The following is a 19,197-nucleotide window of genomic DNA, read 5'->3' on the forward strand; positions in this document are numbered from 1 at the left end:
CTGCGCCCAGTCGGTGAGGACCTGTTCGGTGACGCCCTGTTCTCGGTGAGGCCTCAGAGGCCGTCCGGGTTCCTCGGCACCGCCACGGTCACCTGGAGGCCCCCCGGCTCGTGGTGCGCGTAGGTGATCGAGCCGCCGCCCGCGGCGAGCAGGGCGCGGGTGATGGACAGGCCCAGACCCGAGCCCTTGACGTTCTGATGGCGGCCGCTGCGCCAGAACCGGTCCCCCACGCGGTCGAGTTCCTCGTCGGTGAGGCCGGGGCCGGTGTCGGTGACCACGACCGTCGAGGTGTCGCCGTTGGAGGCGACGACGATCTCGACCGTGCCGCCCTCCGGGGTGAACTTCACGGCGTTGTCGATCACCGCGTCCAGCGCGCTGGAGAGGGTGATCGAGTCGGCCCAGGCGGTGATGGGCGGGCAGTCGCCGACCAGCCGGACGCCCTTGGCGGCGGCGGCCGGCGACCAGGCGGCCACCCGCTCCCCGGCCAGGGCTCCGACATCGGTCAGCCTGAGGTCGGCCGCGGCGTGCTCGGCCAGAGCCAGGTCGAGCAGGTCGTCCAGGACCTGCGCCAGGCGCTTTCCCTCAGTGCGGACCGAGGCGATCTCCTCGTTGCCCTGCGGGAGTTCCAGAGCGAGCAGCTCGATGCGCAGCAGCAGCGCGGAGAGCGGGTTGCGCAGCTGGTGCGAGGCGTCCGCGACGAAGGCGCGTTGCTGCTCAAGCACTTCCTCGACGTTGTCCGCCATCTCGTTGAACGACCGGGCCAGCCTTCTTAGTTCCGGCGGCCCGCCGGCCACCGCCACCCGGGACTTGAGGCGTCCGGTGGCGATGTCGTGGGTGGTGGCGTCCAGGATCCGTACCGGCCGGAGCACCCAGCCGGTCAGCCGCAGTGCGGCGCCCACGGCGAGCAGCATCGCGGCGAACTCGCCGGCCCCGATGAACAGCCAGCCGCGCAGGATCCGCGAACGCATCTGCCCGGTGGGCGAGTCGGTGACGACGACCGCCACGACGTCCCCGTCCCTGATCACCGGCGAGGCGACGATCAGCCGGCTGCGCTGCCAGGGCCACACCTGCCGGGGGTCGTGGCTGCGGCGGCTCAGCAGCGCCTCGCCGAACGCCTCCCGGACCTCCCCCGTCTGCGGGACGACCCAGTCGTCCGGGGCGTTGGCCATGACCGAGCCGTTGCCGTAGAAGACACCCACACGGATGCCGTAGACGCCGTAATAGCTGTCCAGTTCCCGGCGGAGCGTCTCCTGGCGCTCGTCCGGGGCAGTACGCCGGGATCCGCTCGGCGCGTCGGTGACGAACTGCGCGAGCGCGGCGAAGCGCGCGGTGTCGTCGATCCGGTCGACGACCACCTTCTGCTGCTGGGCCGCGGCCACGCTGACGGCGAGCGGAAGACCGAGGGCGAGGAGTACGGCCGCCATCAGGACGATGAGCAGCGGCAGGAGCCGTGTGCGCACCCGGCCCCGCTAGGCGGCCGGCGCGACGAGCCGGTAGCCGACGCCGCGTACGGTCTCGATCAGCGCGGGCATGCGCAGCTTGGCGCGCAGGGAGGCGACGTGCACCTCCAGGGTGCGGCCGGTGCCCTCCCAGCTGGTGCGCCAGACCTCACTGATGATCTGTTCCCGCCGGAAGACGACGCCCGGCCGCTGGGCGAGCAGCGCGAGCAGGTCGAATTCCTTGCGGGTCAGCTGGACCACCGAACCGCCCACGCTGACCTGGCGGTTGGGCAGTTCGATGAGCACGGAGCCGAGACGCAGCGAGGTCTCGGCGCCCGGTGCCGCGTCCTCGTGGGCGGTGCGCCGGCTGACCGCGTGGATCCGGGCGAGCAGCTCCCCGGTGTCGTACGGCTTCACCACGTAGTCGTCGGCGCCCAGGTTGAGCCCGTGGATGCGGGAGCGGACGTCGGAGCGCGCGGTGACCATGATCACTGGGGTGCTGGTGCGCTTGCGGATCTTGCCGCAGACCTCGTAGCCGTCCTGGTCGGGCAGGCCCAGGTCGAGCAGGACCACGCCGAATCCGGCGCCCTCGGGGACGAGTGCCTGGAGGGCCTCCTCGCCGCTGCGCGCGTGGGTGACGTCGAATCCGTGCCGCGCGAGGACCGCGGACAGCGCGGCCGCGACATGGTTGTCGTCCTCGACGAGCAGCAGTCTCATCCCGGCCCCCTCCGGTTCAGCGGTCATACGGTCACGGTTCTCGTTCAGCTTGTAGATCGTGCGCACGCGCGCGTGCACCATGGAAGTCACGCCGATGGAGAAGGACGGCGTCAAGAGGGTTCCGGTTGCCTGGCGCTTCCGTTATCCCCCCGATATGCGCACGGGTCTCAAGTGCTACGACACGTGTCCGATTGCTATCGGATCGTGATGCTCAGATTCCCCTCAGATGTGATGACGCTGGTCACCGGCCATCACTACTGTCCACCGAAACCGAGGAGGACGGAGCCTGAGAGCGATGACCAAAGTATCGGTGGCCAAGGAAGACGTGGCCGCGTCCGGCGAACTGGTCGTCCTGAAGAGCGTCAACAAGCACTTCGGCGCGTTGCACGTACTCCAGGACATCGACCTGACGATCGCCCGCGGTGAGGTCGTCGTGGTCATCGGGCCCTCCGGGTCCGGAAAGTCGACCCTGTGCCGCACCATCAACCGCCTGGAGACGATCGACTCGGGCGCCATCACGATCGACGGAAAGCCGCTGCCCCACGAGGGCAGGGAGCTGGCCCGGCTGCGCGCCGACGTCGGGATGGTCTTCCAGTCCTTCAACCTCTTCGCGCACAAGACCGTGCTCGAGAACGTCGTCCTCGGGCAGGTCAAGGTCCGCAAGGCGGACAAGAAGCAGGCCGAGGAGAAGGCCCGTACCCTGCTCGACCGGGTCGGTGTCGGTGCCCAGGCTGACAAGTACCCGGCCCAGCTGTCCGGCGGCCAGCAGCAGCGCGTCGCGATCGCCCGGGCGCTGGCGATGGACCCGAAGGTCATGCTCTTCGACGAGCCGACCTCGGCCCTCGACCCCGAGATGATCAACGAGGTCCTCGAGGTCATGCAACAGCTCGCCCGGGAGGGCATGACCATGATCGTCGTCACCCACGAGATGGGTTTCGCACGATCGGCTGCAAACCGGGTGGTCTTCATGGCGGACGGCCGCATCGTCGAAGAGGCTGCGCCCGACCAGTTCTTCAGCAATCCGCGCAGTGACCGGGCCAAGGACTTCCTCTCGAAGATCCTGCACCACTGACGCCACCGGGCCCGCTCGCCCCGGCCGCCCCCGGCGCCACCCGTCCCTCACGGACCGCGTTCCTCACCACTCAAAGGATGTTCACGATGAAGCTCCGCAAGGTCACCGCCGCCTCGGCCGTCGTACTCGCCCTCACCGTGTCCGCCACCGCGTGCGGTGGCGACAAGAAGGACGACAACGGCTCCGGCGGCGGCAAGAAGATCGCCATCGGCATCAAGTTCGACCAGCCCGGCATCGGCCAGAAGACCCCGCAGGGCTACGCGGGCTTCGACGTCGACGTGGCGACCTACGTGGCCGGCAAGCTCGGCTACAAGCCCGACCAGATCGAGTGGAAGGAGTCGAAGAGCGCCGACCGCGAGACCATGCTGCAGCGCGGTGACGTCGACTTCATCGCGGCCTCCTACTCGATCACCCCGGAGCGTCAGCAGAAGGTCGACTTCGCCGGCCCGTACCTGCTGGCCCACCAGGACGTGCTGATCCGCGCGGACGACAACACCATCAAGTCGCCGGCGGACCTGAACAAGAAGAAGCTGTGCTCGGTGACCGGCTCGACGTCGGCGCAGAACGTCAAGGACAAGCTGGCTCCCAAGGCGCAGCTCCAGCAGTACCCGACGTACTCGGCCTGTCTGACCGGTCTGCAGAGCAAGGCGATCGACGCCCTGACCACGGACGACTCGATCCTCGCCGGCTACGCCGCGCAGTCCCAGTTCAAGGGCAAGTTCAAGCTCGGCGGCTTCAAGATGACCAACGAGAACTACGGCATCGGCGTCAAGAAGGGCAGCGACCTCAAGGCCAAGATCAACAAGGCTCTGGAGGAGATGGTCTCCGACGGTTCCTGGCAGAAGGCCGTGGCCAAGAACTTCGGCCCGGCCGGCTACAAGAACGAGCCCGCTCCGAAGATCGGCGACATCAAGAGCTGAGGCAACGCCCGACGGGTGCGCCGCTCCTGACGGCGGCGCACCCGGGCATCCCTACACGCGGAAGCGCGGGAGATCGTGTTCGACTTTCTTGACAAGTACGACGTGCTGGGCGCGTTCTGGACGACGGTGCAGCTCACGCTGCTGTCGGCCGTGGGCTCCCTGATCTGGGGCACTCTGCTGGCCGGCATGCGGGTGGGCCCGGTGCCGCTGATGCGCGGTTTCGGCACCGCCTACGTGAACATCGTGCGGAACATCCCGCTCACGGTGATCATCCTGTTCGCCTCGCTCGGGCTGAAGGACACCCTGAACATCACCCTGGGGTCGGACCAGGTCGAAACGAGCAGCTTCCGGCTGGCGGTGCTCGGGCTGACCGTCTACACGTCGGCCTTCGTCTGCGAAGCGATCCGCGCCGGCATCAACACGGTTCCGGTCGGCCAGGCTGAAGCGGCCCGGGCCATCGGCCTGAGCTTCACTCAGGTGCTGGGCCTGATCGTGCTGCCGCAGGCCTTCCGCGCGGCCGTCGGCCCGCTGACCAACGTGCTGATCGCGTTGACGAAGAACACGACCGTGGCAGCCGCGATCGGCGTGGCGGAAGCGGCACTGCTGATGAAGGAGATGGTGGAGAACGAGGCGCAGCTGCTGCTGATCTCCGCGATCATCGCCTTCGGGTTCTGCTGTCTGACCCTGCCGACCGGTCTGATCCTCGGCTGGGTGGGCAAGAAGGTGGCGGTGAAGCGATGAGTTCGGTCCTGTACGACGCCCAGGGCCCCCAGGCCAAGCGGCGCAACATCCTCTACACGGCGGGCTTCCTCGTCGTCCTCGCGGCCGTCCTGTGGTGGGTGTACAAGGCCCTGGACGACAAGGGCCAGCTGGAGTGGGTGCTCTGGAAGCCCTTCTTCAACGGCACCGAGGCCTACTCGACGTACATATGGCCGGGTCTGCAGAACACCCTGAAGGCCGCGGCCCTGTCCATGGTCATCGCCCTCCCGCTGGGCGCCGTGCTCGGCATCGCCCGCCTCTCGGACCACGCGTGGATCCGTGTCCCGGTCGCGGTGGTCGTGGAGTTCTTCCGCGCGGTCCCGGTGCTGGTCCTGATGATCTTCGGACTCGCCCTGTTCGCCGAGTACACCGAAGTCACCTCGGACGACCGTCCCCTGTACGCAGTCGTCACCGGCCTGGTGCTGTACAACGCATCCGTGCTCGCGGAGATCGTCCGCGCGGGCATCCTCGCACTGCCGAAGGGGCAGTCCGAGGCGGCCATGGCGATCGGTCTGCGCAAGAACCAGGTCATGCGGCTCATCCTGCTGCCCCAGTCGGTCACCGCCATGCTCCCGGCGATCGTCAGCCAGCTGGTCGTGATCGTGAAGGACACGGCGCTCGGCGGCGCGGTCCTGACCTTCCCCGAACTGCTCGCGTCGGCCAACACGATGAGCGGCTACTACGGTGCGAACACCATCGCCTCGTTCACGATCGTCGCGGCGATCTTCGTGATCATCAACTTCTCGCTGACCTCGTTCGCGAGCTGGCTGGAGGGACGGCTGCGGCGGCGCAAGAAGTCGACCGGTACGGTGCTCGGCCCCCAGGACGTGGCAAACATCTCGGGTACGGCGGCGACCGGAGACGGCGTCGGCGCCTGAGCCGGCCCCGGCGGCATCGTCTGGCAAGCCACCGCTTCACCCGTACGGCCCCCGGAGGCAGTGGCATGATCGCCACTGCCTCTGGTCACTTGACGCAAACTCTGCCAATGGGTTGCATACGTTCTGTGATCGTGCACCCCGCTTCACCTTCCTGTTCCTCCATGTCCGTCAGGGCACCGCTGCGGACAGGGGGCGCCGCACCGTGGACCCGGTGATCATCGTCGGAGCGGGGCCCGTCGGGCTCACGCTCGCCCTGGCGCTGGCCCGTCAGGAGGTGCCCTCCGTCGTCCTGGACGAGGGCCCCGGCAAGGACGAACCACGCCCGGCACGCACCGTCGTGCTGCGCGAGGACACGGCCGCCCTGCTGGAGCGGCTGACCGGGGTCGCCGTCGCCGACCACGGCGTGAGATGGACCGGATGGCGGTCGGTCAGGCGACGGCAGGTGCTGACCGAGATCACCTTCGACGAGGGCGACCCCGCGGCCCCGCTGCACCTCGCCCAGCACGTCCTCACGGGTGCCCTGCGCGCGGCCGTGGCGCACGAGCCCCTGGTCGAGGTCGCCGCGGACAGCCGGCTCGACTCGATCGAGCAGGAGCGTTCCGGCATCTCCGCGCACACCCGTGGCCCCAAGGGAACCTGGTGGCGGGGAAGTTACCTGGTCGGCTGCGACGGGCCCCGCTCGACCGTGCGCAAGCTGCAGGACATCCGCTTCCCGGGCCGTACCGCGGTGGAGCGGCACGCGGTCGCGGCCCTGCGCGTGGAACTTCCCTGGGAGGGCCAGGCGTTGCTCCACCGGATGCCGCCGTGGCGGTCGTCCGGGCCCTCGGCCGGGGAGGTGACCGCCCGCCCCCTCCCGGACGGCGTGTGGCGTCTGGACTGGCTGCTGCCGCCGGGCAAGGACCTGGTCACGCCCGACATCCTGGTGGCCCGGATCCGCGAGACCCTCGCGGGCTGGACGGACGGCACCACACCGGCCTACGACCTCCTCGACACCGGTGTCCACACGGTGCACCACCGGCTCGCCCGTCGCTGGCGCGCCGGCCGGGTCTTCCTGGCCGGGGACGCGGCCCACCTCCTCGGCGCGCTCGGCACCCAGGGGCTCGACGAGGGTCTCCGGGACGCCGACAACCTGGCCTGGAAGCTGGCCCCGGCCTGGCACCACGGGCACCACGAGGCACTGCTCGACAGCTACCAGGCCGAGCGGCGCGCGGTGGCCGCCGCCCGGCTGCGCGCCGCCGACCAGCTGCTGCCGGTGCTCCGCGGCGGGGGCGGGCTGCGGCACTACGTCCCCGGCGCGGCCCGGGGCCACGACGCGCTGCTCACGGACGGTCATCTGGGGCGCGGCCCGGTGGGTGCGCCGGGGGCGTACGCCGACTCGCCGCTGACGCCCCGGCATCTGGAGGCGGAGATCCAGGTCGACACCCCGTTCGGCTCACCGGTCGCCGATGTACGGGTCACCGCGGAGGACGGTTCCTTCGTACAGCTGCGCGACCGGCTGGGTCGTGGCGCGCTGCTCGTCATGCTGATCGCACCGGGCACGGGCGTGTGGGACCGCAAGCACTGGGTGTCCGCCGGGGTCATGCCCCGGCTCGCCGCCGCGGTGGCAGCCCTTCCGCACCCGGCCGAGCTGCTGGTCGCCGAGGACTACCCGGGTGCGCCGGCGCACAGCGTGCTGCTCGTGCGCCCCGACGGCCACCTGGTCACCGCGCTGAACGGGGTGCGTCCGGCCGACCTGTACGCGGCGGCCGAGGCGACGCTCGGCGGCGCCGTGCAGGAGGAGAAGGAGGAGCGGGAGGAGACGAAGGAGGAGGCGGAGGCCGGCTCCGGCGTGCGCTGACCGTGCGCTCTGTCACCCTCTGTCCACATGGTGACGGTGAGTTGACCGGAGTGCAGCAGCATGCTGTACTCCGGATCGTGACCGACACCTGTGTGCGCCTGTGGCGGAGGGTCCATATGGACCTCGTCCGCTATGCGGGTTGCGTGTGTCGCCCGTCCTGCTGAATTCGCTCCCTCTTCCTTCTCCGGGCGCCGTTGTGCGCCCGTTCGGCGAACCCTCTTCAGGACGGTGCACGTGTCTCTATCCCCTTCCGTCTCCCCCGCTGCCACCGGCGCTGCCGTCGGCTCGGCGCCGACCCAGGCGGACCTCCTCGACTTCGCGCGGCGCACGGCCACCGACACCGAGCTGATCGCCTCGCTGCCGCTCGACCCGGAGGGGCGCACCTGGGTGCGCCTCGAAGGCCCCGGCGGCAGCGAGGCCTGGCTGATCGGCTGGCCGCCCGGCAGCGGCACCGGCTGGCACGACCACGCCGACTCGGTCGGCGCCTTCGTCACCGCGGCGGGTGAACTCAAGGAGTACTCGCTGGCCGCGCGGCTGCCCAGCGACGGCTGGAAGACCCTGGAACTCACCGAGGGCGTCGACCGCGAGCGCCGGCTGCCCGCGGGACAGGGCCGCTCCTTCGGCCACCACCATGTGCACGAGGTGCTGAACCAGTCCCCGGACCGGCACGCGGTCTCCGTCCACGCCTACTACCCGCCGCTGCCGCGGATCCGTCGCTACAGTCGCACGGGTCAGGTGCTGCGCCTGGAGCAGGTCGAGCGCCCGGAGGACTGGCAGTGAGCGACAGTACGGAGATACGACCGGTCGGTATCGACGACCTGCTGGAGCGGGTCCGCGCGGGCTACCGGCGCATCGAGGCACAGGAGGCGCACGCGGCGGCAGGCCGCGGTGAGGCCCTGCTGGTCGACATCCGGTACGCGGCCCTGCGCGAGCGGGACGGCGTGATCCCCGGCGCGCTCGTCATCGAGCGCAACGAACTGGAGTGGCGTCTCGACCCCCGGGGCAGCCACCGGGTCCCCGAGGCCACCGGCCACGACCTGCGCGTCGTGGTCATCTGCAACGAGGGCTACGCGTCCAGCCTGGCAGCCGCCTCGCTCCACCAGCTTGGCCTGCACCGGGCGACGGACCTGGTGGGCGGCTTCCAGGCGTGGCGGACAAAGGGGCTGCCGGTGGAGCCGGTGACCGGCTGACGCAGGCCCGACGGGACGGCGGCCGGGGCCTGCCCCTCCTCCTCACTCCTTCGCCGTGGCCACCGTCACCGCCGGGACACGCAGCGCCGCGCGGCCCGGAAGGGCGCTGGAGACGAGCGCTAGCAGGGCGGCGACCGCGACCACGCCGACGTAGAGCAGGGGTGTGACCGTGGGGGCCGCCCGGCCGGTCATGCCGACGCTGAACGCGGTGAGTACGGCGAGCGCGATGCCGCTGCCGAGCGCGGTGGCGAGGAGCAGCACGGACAGCACCTCAGTGCGCAGCACGCGAAGTACCTGACGGCGGGTCGCTCCGGCGAGGCGGAGCAGGGCGAACTCCCGGACACGCTCAGCGACCGACATGGCGAGGGTGTTGACGACCGCGATGGCGGTGAAGGCCAGCACAAGCCCCATGGCCAGGTAGTTCACCTCGGCGTTCGCCTGCTGTCGGTCGGCCTGGAGGGAATCCGCGGCGGCCGGCGAAAGAATCCGCAGACTCGGGAACTCACGCAGCGTAGTCGCGAGTTGTGTCTGTGTACGGGTCGTGCCGACGAGGACGGAGGAGGCGAGCGGATTGTCGATGTGCCGGGCCACGAGGTCGTGGGCGAAGGTGAGGTCGCCGAAGCCGAGACCCCGGTCGTAGACGGCGGCGACGGTGAGCGTGGCGGGCGTGCCGTCGCCGAGCGTGAGTTTCAGAGTGCTTCCGGGCTTCAAGTGGTGCTGGTCCGCGGCCAGTTCACTGACGGCAACGGTGCCGGGGGCGAGATCGCGGAGGGAGCCGGCGGTGACCTTCGGGTCCCAGGTGCGGGTGAGACCGGTCGGCGTGACGCCCTGGGCCGGGTATTTGTCGAGGCCGATGCGGACGGTCGTGCGGACCACCTCGGTGACGGTGTCGTGCTGCGCGCGCAGCAGCCGTGCGGCCTCGCCCGGGACACCGGGCCCCTGGGCGGCGACGACCCAGTCGGCGGTGACGCCCTCGCGCGCCTGGCTCCGGGCGGCGCCACCGAGGGTCGACTGGACGAACAGGACGGTGCAGGTCATGCCGATGAGCAGGGTGAGGGGGGTGACGACGGAGGCCATCCGGGTGGCGTTGCCGCGCAGGTTGGCGGTGGCGAGGCGGCCGCCGTGACCGGTGAGCCGCAGGGGGCCGGCCAGCAGCAGCGCGGCCGCCTTGACGAGCAGCGGGCCGAGCAGGGCCACGGAGGTGGACAGGACGACGACGGCGAGGAAGGTCACGGGAGTCGAGGCGGGCTCGGTGCGCAGGGAGCCGAGGACGGCGACGAGGACGACTCCGCCGGCGAGGAGCAGCAGACCGGCGGCGATACGCCCCCAGGCCGGGCGGGCGCGTTCGGTCCTGGCCTCCGCCAGGGCTTCCGCCGGGCGGATCCCGGCGATCCTGCGGGAGGCGATCCGGGCCGCGGCCCAGGCACCGAGCAGGGTGGCGGCAAGGGCGGCGAGGGGCGGGAAGACGCTGACGGTGTGCTGGAGGGTGACGGGTACGGCGCCCAGGGCGACGAACCTGGAGTGCAGCCAGCCGCCCAGCGGCAGCCCGAGCAGTGCGCCGGCGCTGCCCGCCGCCGCGCCGACGATCAGTGCCTCCCGGCCCAGCAGGGTGCGGATCTGTCCGGGCGTGGCGGCGATGGCGCGGAGCAGGGCGAGTTCGCGGTGGCGCTGCTGGACGGAGAGGGCGAAGGTGCCGACGACCACGAGTACCGCCACCAGCAGCGAGGTGCCGCCCATCGCGCCGCCCATGCTGACCAGCCGGGTGCGGGCGGCGGCCGCGTCCAGGAACTCGACGGGCCCGCGGGCGTCGCCGGCGCTGACCTGCGCGGTGGTGCCGTGCAGTGCCCGCGCCACGGCCTGCCGCACCGCCTCCGGGGCGGCGCCCCTGGCCGGGAGCACGCCGAACGCGGTGACCTGCCCGGGGTGCGCGGCCAGCCGCTCGGCCTCCGCCGTGGCGAAGAACAGCGACGTCTGGTGGCGGACGGCGGTGGCCGGTGTGGCGATACCGGTGATCCGGTAGCTGCGCGGGGACTGCGTCGACTGCACGGTGAGGCGGTCGCCGGGGCCGAGGTGGGCGCGCGCCGCGAGGTCGTCGTCGATGACGAGGTCGCCGGCGGCCTTGGGCGCACTGCCCGTGGTCAGCCGGTACGGCGTCAGCGCCGCGGAGTCCCAGGCATGCCCGTAGGCGGTACGGCCGTCGGTGCCGGCCTGGGTCAACGGCTGGGCCAGGAAGGTCAGTTCGGGGACGACACGGGCGACGCCGGGGGTGCGGGCGATGGTGTCGCGCAGGTCCGCCGAGAGCCAGGCGCGTTCGGCGACGGGTTTCGCCTTGTGCTTGACCTTGGTCTTGCCCTTCTTGTGCTTCACGGTGGTCTGGTGGACGTACTGGTCGGCGGAGACCACGACGGGAGCGGCGGCATAGCGCTCGGTGCGGATCGTGCCGCGCAGGCCGGTGTCGAGGAGGGTGCCACAGGCGGTGATCAGAGCGGCCGCGCACATCAGGGCGAGGAAGGCGCCGAGAAAGCCCGCCTTTCGGGCGCGGACGGTCTGGAGGGCGTAACGCAGCATCATCGGGGCGGCTCTCTTCTGCTGTGCGTCTCGGGGGTCCGTGCGCCGCTCCGGCCTCGGCTCGGGCCGTGGTCCGGGGCATGGATACACACTCGCGCGTGCACGGGTCCGGAAGCACTGCGGTGGCCCGGCGTCTTGGCCGGGGGTTAACCCCACCGCCAAACCGGGCGCCCGGCTGTCAGAACGATTCGCCCTCGAGGAACTCCGTGTCCTCGCCCTCTTCCTCCAGGGCCTGGCGGACCACGCGGAGGGCCATGCCCTCGGGATAGCCCTTGCGGGCGAGCATGCCGGCGAGACGCCGGAGCCGCTTGTCGCGGTCGAGGCCACGGGTGGCCCGCAGCTTGCGGGCGACCAGCTCGCGGGCGGTCGCCTCCTCCTGCTCGGAGTCGAGCCGGCCGACGGCCTCGTCGATCAGCGCGGAGTCGACGCCCTTGGTGCGCAGCTCCCGGGCGAGCGCGCGGCGGGCGAGCCCCCGGCCGTGGTGCCGGGACTCCACCCAGGCGTCCGCGAACGCGCTGTCGTCGATGAGCCCGACCTCTTCGAACCGGGACAGCACCTCCTCGGCCACGTCCTCGGGGATCTCCCGCTTGCGCAGGGCGTCCCCGAGCTGCTTGCGGGTGCGCGGGGTCCCGGTGAGCAGGCGCAGGCAGATCGCCCGCGCCCGCTCAGCCGGGTCCCCTGAAGACTCCCCCTGCTCGGCCCTCGACGAGGTAGGGGTGCCTTCGTCCTCACCGGGCGGCTCCCCGAAGCCGCCCCGCCTGCGGCCACGGCTGCGCCCCCGAGCGCCCCGTGGCCCGGCCCCGCCGTGCTCCCCGTCGCCGTACCCGTCGTCACCGGCCGTGGCGGAGCCCGAGTCGCCGCCGCTGCCTCTTCCCCCTGGGGCACCGGGGATGGCGTGCTCGTACTCGGCCCAGTCGGTTCGTCGTGTCACGGGTCAGCTCTTGGCAGTGGCGGCCTTGGGCTTGGTGGCCTTGGCGGGCGCCGCCTTGGCGTCGTCCTCGGCCGGGCCGGCCACCGCCGCGTCCGCGCCCGGCTCGGCGGAGGGCTCCTCCGGCCGGACACCCACGCCCAGCTTCTCCTTGATCTTCTTCTCGATCTCGTTGGCCAGGTCCGGGTTGTCCTTGAGGAAGTTGCGCGCGTTCTCCTTGCCCTGGCCGAGCTGGTCGCCCTCGTACGTGTACCAGGCGCCGGCCTTGCGGACGAAGCCGTGCTCCACGCCCATGTCGATCAGGCCGCCCTCGCGGCTGATGCCCTGGCCGTAGAGGATGTCGAACTCGGCCTGCTTGAACGGCGGGGCGACCTTGTTCTTGACGACCTTGCAGCGGGTCCGGTTGCCGACCGCCTCCGTGCCGTCCTTCAGGGTCTCGATGCGGCGGATGTCGATACGCACCGAGGCGTAGAACTTCAGCGCCCGGCCACCGGTCGTGGTCTCCGGGGAGCCGAACATCACGCCGATCTTCTCGCGCAGCTGGTTGATGAAGATCGCGGTGGTCTTGGACTGGTTGAGCGCGCTGGTGATCTTCCGCAGCGCCTGGCTCATCAGTCGGGCCTGCAGACCGACGTGGCTGTCACCCATCTCGCCCTCGATCTCCGCACGCGGGACGAGCGCGGCGACGGAGTCGATGACGATGAGGTCGAGGGCGCCGGAGCGGACGAGCATGTCCACGATCTCCAGGGCCTGCTCGCCGTTGTCGGGCTGGGAGAGGATCAGGTTGTCGATGTCGACACCGAGCTTGCGCGCGTACTCGGGGTCGAGGGCGTGCTCGGCGTCCACGAAGGCGACCTGGCCGCCCGCCTTCTGGGCGTTGGCCACGGCGTGCAGGGTCAGGGTCGTCTTACCGGAGGACTCCGGGCCGTAGATCTCGACCACACGGCCGCGCGGCAGCCCACCGACGCCGAGGGCGACGTCGAGTGCGGTCGACCCGGTCGGGATGACCTCGATGGGCTCCCGCGACCGCTCGCCCATGCGCATGACCGCGCCCTTGCCGAATTGTCGTTCAATCTGTGCGAGCGCGGCGTCGAGCGCCTTCTCGCGGTCGGTTCCTGCCATGGGTTCCACCCGGTTTGCTTGAGTCGATCGCTTCACGTCAAAGACGCTAACGCCTGCCACTGACAATGCGCCCCGACGTCGGCCCGGCCTGTGGATAACAAGGGGACATCTCAACATGAAACATGCCGGAATCCCCTTCCGGAGCCTTGCCCGAGCCTCCATGAGAATGGATGTTCGATTTTTGTGTCAAGCGCACCACGCACTGCCCGCAGCCCCCTCCCACGCCGCGGCGCCCGCCCTACTCCCGGCGTCGTAGAGGGGGTGTCTTCGGCCGGACGACGACCGCACGGCGCGCTCCCGGAAGCCTGGGCCCATGAAGAATCCGCGCCCCGCCGAGCGGCTGTGTCACGCGACCGGTCTGCTTCTCGTTCTCTCCGGTCTCGCCCACCTGGTGGTGTTCGCGGTCGACGGCGGCCCCTGGGACGGTCCCGTCTCCTGGCGCAAGCCCGTCACGTTCGGGCTCTCCTTCGGGGTGACGCTGATCGCGATCACCTGGGTCACGTCGTACCTGCGCATCGGGTCGCGGCTGCGCACCGTCCTGCTCGCGGTCTTCGCCGCGGACTGTGTGCTGGAGGTCGGCGGCATCACCCTTCAGGCCTGGCGCCGGGTGCCCTCGCACCTGAACATGGAGACCCCCTTCGACACCGCGGTGTCGATGACACTCGCGGTGGGCGGTGGTGTCCTGGTGGCGTTGCTCACCGTCTTCGCCGTCGCGTCCTTCCGGCACCGCCCGGCGGGCCCCGCCGGCATGCCGCTCGCGGTGCGCTCGGGGTTCGCGATCCTGCTCGTGGCGCTGGCCTCGGGCGCGGCGATGATCGCGCGCGGGGTCGTGCTCACCCGGACCGGCCACCAAGAGGCCGCCTATCATTCGACGGCCCCGCTCAAGCCGCTGCACGGAGTGAGCCTGCACGCCGTCCTGGTCCTGCCGCTGCTGGCCTGGCTGCTGTCCCGCACGACCTGGAGCGAGCGCGCTCGGTGGCGTGTCGTGGCCGCCGCGGTGGGTTGTTACGCGGCGGCCGTCGCAGCTGCCGGGGTGTGGGCGGTCCTGACGTACTGACCACGGCCCCGGGCCAGGGACCTTACTGACCACGGCCTCTAGCCAGGGACCTTACGAGGACTCCTCCGTGCCGGGCCGCCGTTCCCACAGCTGCCGTATCCGGGTGCGCCCCCCTGGACGGCCGGACCCCCGTGTGCGGTGTCCGTGCACCCGGGGATCGTCCGTGACGGCGTACCGCTTCACGTACGCGCCCAGGAAGGCCTGCAGCGTCGCGACCGCCGGGATGGCGATCAGCGCGCCGACCGCGCCCAGCAGCGCGGTGCCCGCGATCACCGAGCCGAAGGCGACGGCCGGGTGGATGTCGACGGTCTTGGCGGTCAGCTTGGGCTGCAGCATGTAGTTCTCGAACTGCTGGTAGACCACGACGAAGACCAGCACCCACACCGCGTACCAGGGGTCCACGGTGAACGCGATCAGCATCGGCAGCGCACCCGCCAGGTAGGTGCCGATGGTCGGGATGAACTGTGAGACGAGACCCACCCAGACACCGAGCACGGGCGCGTACGGCACGCCCAGGGCCTGGAACAGGATGTAGTGCGCTATCCCGGAGATGAGCGCCATCAGACCGCGCGAGTAGAGGTAGCCGCCCGTCTTGTCGACGGCGATCTCCCAGGCCCGCAGCACCTCCGCCTGGCGCGCGGGTGGCAGGACGGAGCACAGCGCGCGGCGCAGCCGGGGACCGTCGGCGGCGAAGTAGAACGAGAACAGCGTGACCGTCAGCAGCTGGAAGAGCCCGCCGAGCACCTGGGCGGACACGTCGAGCACTCCGGCCGCGCTGTTCTGCGCGTACTTGCGCAGCCAGTCGGAGTGCAGCAGGCCCTCCTGGACGTCCACACGCCTCAGGTCCGTGTGGAACGTCTCGTTGATCCAGTTGATGACCGAGTCCAGGTAGTCGGGGAAGCCCTCGACCATCTTGATGATCTGGCCGGCCAGCATCGAGCCGAGCAACGTGATGAAGCCGGCGGTGACGATCACCAGGCCCAGGAAGACCAGGAAGGTGGCGAGTCCCCTGCGCATGCCGCGGGCGGCCATCCAGCTCACCGCGGGCTCTATGGCGAGGGCCAGGAAGAACGCGATCAATATGTTGATCAACAGTCCGGTCAGCTGGTGGAAGGCCCAGCTGCCCAGCTGGAAAGCGGCTATGAGCGCGAGCGCGAGCACCATGGCGCGCGGCAGCCAGCGCGGCATGCGGCCGCCCGGCGCGGCGGCGTCGGCCGGGGGCCGGTCGGGCGTCGTCGAAGCGGTCGGGGATGCTGCGTGCCGGTCGACCGGCACGGTCTCGTCAGTGGGTGCCACGGGCCAAGTCTCGCCCACGCCGCCGACAACCCGATGGCCGCCCGGGAAGTTCGTGCCCGGTCAGTGCCGCTCCCCGGGCACGTTCATGACCGAACAGACCACGCGCCACACGTCCTTGGCCGCCCAGCCGGCGTCCAGCGCCTCGTGCACCGTGCGCTCGCCCAGCTCCGACATCACATGATCACGCGCGAAGGTGTCGGCGTACCCCGGACCGAAGTGTTCCGCCATCCGCTGCCAGAAGACCGTCAACCGCATGACTCCAGTATCCCGCCCCTGAGAGTGGGGCCCGCCCGGGACCGCTTGCCGAGACCGCTTTCCGCCCTACGGTCTGTCGCATGGCCGAATCAGGAGCTTCCTCCCTGCCCTCTACGCCCCCGGCGCGCTCCCCGCTCTTCCGCGCCGAACAGTTCGTCTGGCTCACCGCGCGCGTGCTGGAGCAGCGGCTTTTCGCGTACCACTTCCTGAACGGCGCCGCCGATCCGGTGGAGGCGGCGCTGGACGCCTACCGCAACGAGGACGGCGGGTACGGCCACGCGCTGGAGCCCGATCTGCGCGGCCCGGTGAGCCAGCCCCTGCACACCGGTCACGCGCTGCGCGTCCTGGACGCCGTCGGGCGCTGCGGCGGGCAGCGGGTGGAGCGGGTGTGCCGCTATCTGACCTCCGTCTCCACCGCGGACGGCGCCCTGCCGGCGATCCACCCCAGCCAGCGCGGCTACCCGGCGGCCCCGTTCGTCCCGGTGCTGGACAACCCCCCGAGCGAGCTGCTCGCCACCGGCCCCGTGGTCGGAATCCTGCACCGCAACGAGGTCTGGCACGCCTGGCTGTTCCGGGCCACCGACTTCTGCTGGCAGGCCGTGGAGTCCCTGGAGAAGTCCCACCCCTACGAGGTGGAGGCCGCCGTGGCCTTCCTGGACTCCGCCCCCGACCGCTCGCGCGCGGAGGCCGCCGCCGACCGTCTCGGCCGCCTCGTGCGCGAGCAACGGCTGGCGGCCCTGGACCCGGATCACCTCGACGCATTCCCGGTCGCTCCCGGCTACGCCCCGGGCGAGCACCACTTCCCGCACGACTTCGCGAAGAGCCCGCAATCGCTCGCGCGCGCGTGGTTCACGGACGCGGAGATGGCACGCTCCCTGGACCACCTCGCGGCCGAGCAGCAGGAGGACGGCGGCTGGCCCGTCCGCTGGCACCACTGGTCACCGGCGCCCACGCTGGAGGCGCGCCCCGTGGTGACCATCGAGGCGCTGCGCACCCTCAGGGCGTACAGCCGCTTCGTGGGCTGAGCCCAGCTGCACCGGGCTGAGCGCGGCCGCCCCCGGTCTGAGCCCGACCGACCTCGCTGAACCCGGGTGACCCGGGTGACCCGGCTGAGCCTGTCAGCCCGCCGAGCCCGGCCGCGCTCACCCACCGATCGCCCGCACCCCCGCCGTCACCACCACGGCCGCCGCGACGACCAGCAGGAACGGTGCCCGCAGCACCAGCGCCAGGGCGGCCGCGCCGAGTCCGGCGGCCCTCGCGTCCAGCACGAGCGTGTGCCCGTCGGCGAACGTCTGCTGGGCCGTGAGCGCGGCGAGGAGGGCGACGGGCAGCAGGGCGGCGATCCGCCGGACGAACGGCCGCTCCAGGACGTCTGCGGGGACGAGCAGTCCGGCGAGTTTGACGACGTAGCAGCCGAGAGCGGTCGCAGCGATCGCGATCCACGTGTTCATCGGACCTCCTCCGATCCGCTCGGCACATCCTGACCGTCGGGCACGCCCTGACCGTCCGGCTCGCCCTGACCGTCCGGCTCGCCCTGTACATCCCGCGCGTCCGGCCGGGTGCGACCGCTGCGCCGCCCCTCGGCGAACAGCACGGCCGGTGCCGCCAGCGCGGCCACCAGGACCGGTACGCCGGCCGGCAGGACGGGCAGCAGGCCGAGGCCCAGCAGGATCGCGAGGCCCGCGACCATGCGCTCGGTGGACGTCTTCAGCATCGGCGCGAGCAGGGCCAGGAAGACCGCCGGTCCGGCCGCGTCCAGGCCCCACGCGTCGCTGTCCCCGATGGCCTTCGCACCCACCGCGCCGAGCAGCGTGGTGAGGTTCCACAGCAGATAGAGACTGAGCCCGGTGACGGTGAACCCGATCCGCGCGGCCCGCCGGGTCGGCTGGGCCAGGGTCACCGCCGTGGTCTCGTCGATCACCCACTGCGCGGCGAACGGCCGCACCGCGCGCGGGAGGGCCAGCAGCTGCGACAGCCGCAACCCGTAGAAGGCGTTGCGCACGCCCAGGAAGAACGCGCCGGCGGCGGCCGTCAACGGATTGCCGCCGGCGGCGAGCGCGCCCACCAGGGCGAACTGGGAGGCGCCGGTGAACACCAGGAGGCTGAGCGCGCAGGTCTGCATGAGTCCGAGTCCGCTGCCGACCGAGGTCACCCCGAAGGCGACCCCGGACAGCCCGACGGCGACACCGACGCCCAAGGCGTCCCGTACGACGGCGGAGTCGGGCTTTTCCGTGCCGTCGGCGGCCATGTCCGCGAGTGCTGTCTGTTGTGCCACGCCTCTGACGTTACGGGCGGTCGTCAGCCCAGGTCTTGTACGTTCTTGCGCTCGCGCTGGTACGCGCCCGGGGGGACGCCGACGATCCGGGTGAAGTGGCGGTTGAGGTGCGGCTGGTCCGTGAAGCCGACGGCGGCGGCCGCCTCGGCGGGCGCCGTACCCGCGTCGAGCAACAGCCGCGCGCGCCGTACCCGGGCGTCGGTCAGCCAGGTGTGCGGCGGCATGCCGTAGGCGTCGCGGAACGCCCGCAGCAGGGCGAACGGGCTGGTTCCGAGGTCGGTGGCGAGGCGTTCCAGGGTCGGCGGCTCGGCCATCCGCTCCTCCAGCACGGCACGCGCGCGTGCCGCGGTCCGCGCTCCGGCGGTCCGCGTCCGCCGCTGCGGCAGCGGCCCGCCGTTGAGCTGCAGCAGTCTGGTGACGGCCACGCGCAGCAGGGTGTCCGCGGCCAGCGCGTTGCCCTCGTCGGCGGCGCGGAGCACCTGATGGACCAGGCGGACGGCGTACGGATCGTCGAGGACCGGACTGACGAAGCCGGGTGTGCCGCGGATCGTGGTGGTCTCGGCCGCGATCCCGGCCACCACCTCGGGCGAGGGGTAGACCGCACCGTACCGCCAGCCCTCGGGCACTCCGGCCCGGCCCGTGTGCGGGGTGTCCGGATTGACCAGTGCCAGGGCACCTGCGCCGGCGGACACGTCGGAGCCGCGGTGATGGAAGACCTCGACGCCGTCGGCGATGGCCGCGATCACGAAGTTCTCGTGGGTGTGCCGGACGAAGGTCTTGCGGATGTAGTGGGCGCGCAGCAGGTCGACGCCGGGAAGCTCCTCGTACCGCCAGTGCCGCGCCCGCTCCGCTGAACCCGTCATACGACCATTGTCCGTCCCGTC

General features: G+C 71.3%; 20 protein-coding genes. 10 read left to right on the top strand and 10 right to left on the bottom strand.

The genetic code is table 11. The features are described 5' to 3' along the window. Nucleotides 1-53 precede the first annotated feature (53 nt). Both AC07DS_RS40035 and AC07DS_RS40040 read right to left on the bottom strand, forming a co-directional pair. Nucleotides 54-1,460, bottom strand: a complete 1,407-nt coding sequence (locus AC07DS_RS40035) for a sensor histidine kinase (RefSeq protein WP_479153693.1) — start codon at nt 1,458-1,460, stop codon at nt 54-56. Between the two features lie 9 nt (nt 1,461-1,469). Beyond that, complete coding sequence (locus tag AC07DS_RS40040) at nt 1,470-2,156, bottom strand: response regulator transcription factor (RefSeq protein ID WP_479153725.1); 687 nt, start codon at nt 2,154-2,156, stop codon at nt 1,470-1,472. Between the two features lie 295 nt (nt 2,157-2,451). On the opposite strand from AC07DS_RS40040, the gene AC07DS_RS40045 reads away from it, so the two are divergent. From AC07DS_RS40045 to AC07DS_RS40080, 8 genes are all read left to right on the top strand, one after another. Then, nucleotides 2,452-3,228: an amino acid ABC transporter ATP-binding protein gene (locus AC07DS_RS40045; protein WP_479153694.1), complete on the top strand. Its 777-nt coding sequence runs from the start codon at nt 2,452-2,454 to the stop codon at nt 3,226-3,228. A gap of 86 nt (nt 3,229-3,314) precedes the next feature. Next, nucleotides 3,315-4,148, top strand: coding sequence for a glutamate ABC transporter substrate-binding protein (locus AC07DS_RS40050; RefSeq protein ID WP_479153695.1), 834 nt, complete (start codon nt 3,315-3,317; stop codon nt 4,146-4,148). Between the two features lie 75 nt (nt 4,149-4,223). Beyond that, nucleotides 4,224-4,889, top strand: coding sequence for an amino acid ABC transporter permease (locus AC07DS_RS40055; protein ID WP_479153696.1), 666 nt, complete (start codon nt 4,224-4,226; stop codon nt 4,887-4,889). Continuing rightward, nucleotides 4,886-5,785, top strand: a complete 900-nt coding sequence (locus AC07DS_RS40060; protein ID WP_479153697.1) for an amino acid ABC transporter permease — start codon at nt 4,886-4,888, stop codon at nt 5,783-5,785. The genes AC07DS_RS40055 and AC07DS_RS40060 overlap by 4 nt, the downstream gene beginning before the upstream one ends. Before the next feature lie 202 nt (nt 5,786-5,987). Continuing rightward, the gene (locus AC07DS_RS40065; protein ID WP_479153698.1) at nt 5,988-7,622 is read left to right on the top strand and encodes an FAD-dependent monooxygenase; all 1,635 of its coding nucleotides are present in this window, start codon (nt 5,988-5,990) and stop codon (nt 7,620-7,622) included. 116 nt (nt 7,623-7,738) lie between these two features. Then, nucleotides 7,739-7,786 (top strand): hypothetical protein, encoded by a 48-nt coding sequence (locus AC07DS_RS40070; protein WP_309506048.1) that lies wholly within the window; start codon nt 7,739-7,741, stop codon nt 7,784-7,786. 70 nt (nt 7,787-7,856) lie between these two features. Further along, on the top strand, nt 7,857-8,402 hold the full coding sequence (locus AC07DS_RS40075; RefSeq protein WP_479153699.1) for a cupin domain-containing protein: 546 nt from the start codon (nt 7,857-7,859) through the stop codon (nt 8,400-8,402). After that, complete coding sequence (locus tag AC07DS_RS40080; RefSeq protein ID WP_479153700.1) at nt 8,399-8,812, top strand: rhodanese-like domain-containing protein; 414 nt, start codon at nt 8,399-8,401, stop codon at nt 8,810-8,812. The genes AC07DS_RS40075 and AC07DS_RS40080 overlap by 4 nt, the downstream gene beginning before the upstream one ends. A gap of 42 nt (nt 8,813-8,854) precedes the next feature. On the opposite strand, the gene AC07DS_RS40085 is transcribed toward AC07DS_RS40080, so the two are convergent. From AC07DS_RS40085 to recA, 3 genes are all read right to left on the bottom strand, one after another. Then, the gene (locus AC07DS_RS40085; protein WP_479153701.1) at nt 8,855-11,383 is read right to left on the bottom strand and encodes an ABC transporter permease; all 2,529 of its coding nucleotides are present in this window, start codon (nt 11,381-11,383) and stop codon (nt 8,855-8,857) included. A 175-nt stretch (nt 11,384-11,558) separates the two neighbouring features. Further along, nucleotides 11,559-12,311, bottom strand: a complete 753-nt coding sequence (gene recX, locus AC07DS_RS40090) for a recombination regulator RecX (protein ID WP_479153702.1) — start codon at nt 12,309-12,311, stop codon at nt 11,559-11,561. A 3-nt stretch (nt 12,312-12,314) separates the two neighbouring features. Further along, a complete protein-coding gene (gene recA / locus AC07DS_RS40095) occupies nt 12,315-13,430 on the bottom strand; it encodes a recombinase RecA (RefSeq protein WP_479153703.1) in 1,116 nt (371 codons plus the stop codon). A 313-nt stretch (nt 13,431-13,743) separates the two neighbouring features. Between recA and AC07DS_RS40100 the strand changes: the two genes are divergently transcribed. Continuing rightward, entirely contained in the window at nt 13,744-14,487 is a 744-nt protein-coding gene (locus AC07DS_RS40100; protein ID WP_479153704.1) for a hypothetical protein, read from the top strand. Nucleotides 14,488-14,538: 51 nt separating this feature from the next. On the opposite strand, the gene AC07DS_RS40105 is transcribed toward AC07DS_RS40100, so the two are convergent. Both AC07DS_RS40105 and AC07DS_RS40110 read right to left on the bottom strand, forming a co-directional pair. Continuing rightward, entirely contained in the window at nt 14,539-15,783 is a 1,245-nt protein-coding gene (locus tag AC07DS_RS40105; RefSeq protein WP_479153705.1) for an AI-2E family transporter, read from the bottom strand. Nucleotides 15,784-15,843: 60 nt separating this feature from the next. Beyond that, nucleotides 15,844-16,038 (bottom strand): DUF3046 domain-containing protein, encoded by a 195-nt coding sequence (locus AC07DS_RS40110; protein WP_479153706.1) that lies wholly within the window; start codon nt 16,036-16,038, stop codon nt 15,844-15,846. A gap of 80 nt (nt 16,039-16,118) precedes the next feature. On the opposite strand from AC07DS_RS40110, the gene AC07DS_RS40115 reads away from it, so the two are divergent. Continuing rightward, the gene (locus AC07DS_RS40115) at nt 16,119-17,063 is read left to right on the top strand and encodes a hypothetical protein (RefSeq protein WP_479153707.1); all 945 of its coding nucleotides are present in this window, start codon (nt 16,119-16,121) and stop codon (nt 17,061-17,063) included. Nucleotides 17,064-17,180: 117 nt separating this feature from the next. Here AC07DS_RS40115 and AC07DS_RS40120 read toward each other — a convergent pair whose 3' ends face one another. Genes AC07DS_RS40120 through AC07DS_RS40130 form a run of 3 tightly spaced genes read right to left on the bottom strand, consistent with a single transcriptional unit; the run spans nt 17,181 to nt 19,176 of the window. Beyond that, nucleotides 17,181-17,489, bottom strand: coding sequence for an AzlD domain-containing protein (locus AC07DS_RS40120; protein WP_479153708.1), 309 nt, complete (start codon nt 17,487-17,489; stop codon nt 17,181-17,183). Continuing rightward, the gene (locus AC07DS_RS40125; protein WP_479153709.1) at nt 17,486-18,313 is read right to left on the bottom strand and encodes an AzlC family ABC transporter permease; all 828 of its coding nucleotides are present in this window, start codon (nt 18,311-18,313) and stop codon (nt 17,486-17,488) included. Before AC07DS_RS40125 ends, AC07DS_RS40120 begins: the two co-directional genes overlap by 4 nt. Before the next feature lie 23 nt (nt 18,314-18,336). Continuing rightward, nucleotides 18,337-19,176 (bottom strand): AraC family transcriptional regulator, encoded by an 840-nt coding sequence (locus tag AC07DS_RS40130; RefSeq protein ID WP_479153710.1) that lies wholly within the window; start codon nt 19,174-19,176, stop codon nt 18,337-18,339. Nucleotides 19,177-19,197 lie beyond the last annotated feature (21 nt).

This window comes from Streptomyces sp. NPDC044064 (assembly GCF_056434245.1).

What these genes read in the sequence shown, in the direction of transcription:
- AC07DS_RS40040 (WP_479153725.1), bottom strand. Translation starts at nt 2,156, where the DNA reads ATGAGACTGCTGCTCGTCGAGGACGACAACCATGTCGCGGCCGCGCTG.
- AC07DS_RS40045 (WP_479153694.1), top strand. Translation starts at nt 2,452, where the DNA reads ATGACCAAAGTATCGGTGGCCAAGGAAGACGTGGCCGCGTCCGGCGAA.
- AC07DS_RS40050 (WP_479153695.1), top strand. Translation starts at nt 3,315, where the DNA reads ATGAAGCTCCGCAAGGTCACCGCCGCCTCGGCCGTCGTACTCGCCCTC.
- AC07DS_RS40060 (WP_479153697.1), top strand. Translation starts at nt 4,886, where the DNA reads ATGAGTTCGGTCCTGTACGACGCCCAGGGCCCCCAGGCCAAGCGGCGC.
- AC07DS_RS40085 (WP_479153701.1), bottom strand. Translation starts at nt 11,383, where the DNA reads ATGATGCTGCGTTACGCCCTCCAGACCGTCCGCGCCCGAAAGGCGGGC.
- recA (WP_479153703.1), bottom strand. Translation starts at nt 13,430, where the DNA reads ATGGCAGGAACCGACCGCGAGAAGGCGCTCGACGCCGCGCTCGCACAG.
- AC07DS_RS40100 (WP_479153704.1), top strand. Translation starts at nt 13,744, where the DNA reads ATGAAGAATCCGCGCCCCGCCGAGCGGCTGTGTCACGCGACCGGTCTG.
- AC07DS_RS40110 (WP_479153706.1), bottom strand. Translation starts at nt 16,038, where the DNA reads ATGCGGTTGACGGTCTTCTGGCAGCGGATGGCGGAACACTTCGGTCCG.
- AC07DS_RS40115 (WP_479153707.1), top strand. Translation starts at nt 16,119, where the DNA reads ATGGCCGAATCAGGAGCTTCCTCCCTGCCCTCTACGCCCCCGGCGCGC.
- AC07DS_RS40120 (WP_479153708.1), bottom strand. Translation starts at nt 17,489, where the DNA reads ATGAACACGTGGATCGCGATCGCTGCGACCGCTCTCGGCTGCTACGTC.
- AC07DS_RS40130 (WP_479153710.1), bottom strand. Translation starts at nt 19,176, where the DNA reads ATGACGGGTTCAGCGGAGCGGGCGCGGCACTGGCGGTACGAGGAGCTT.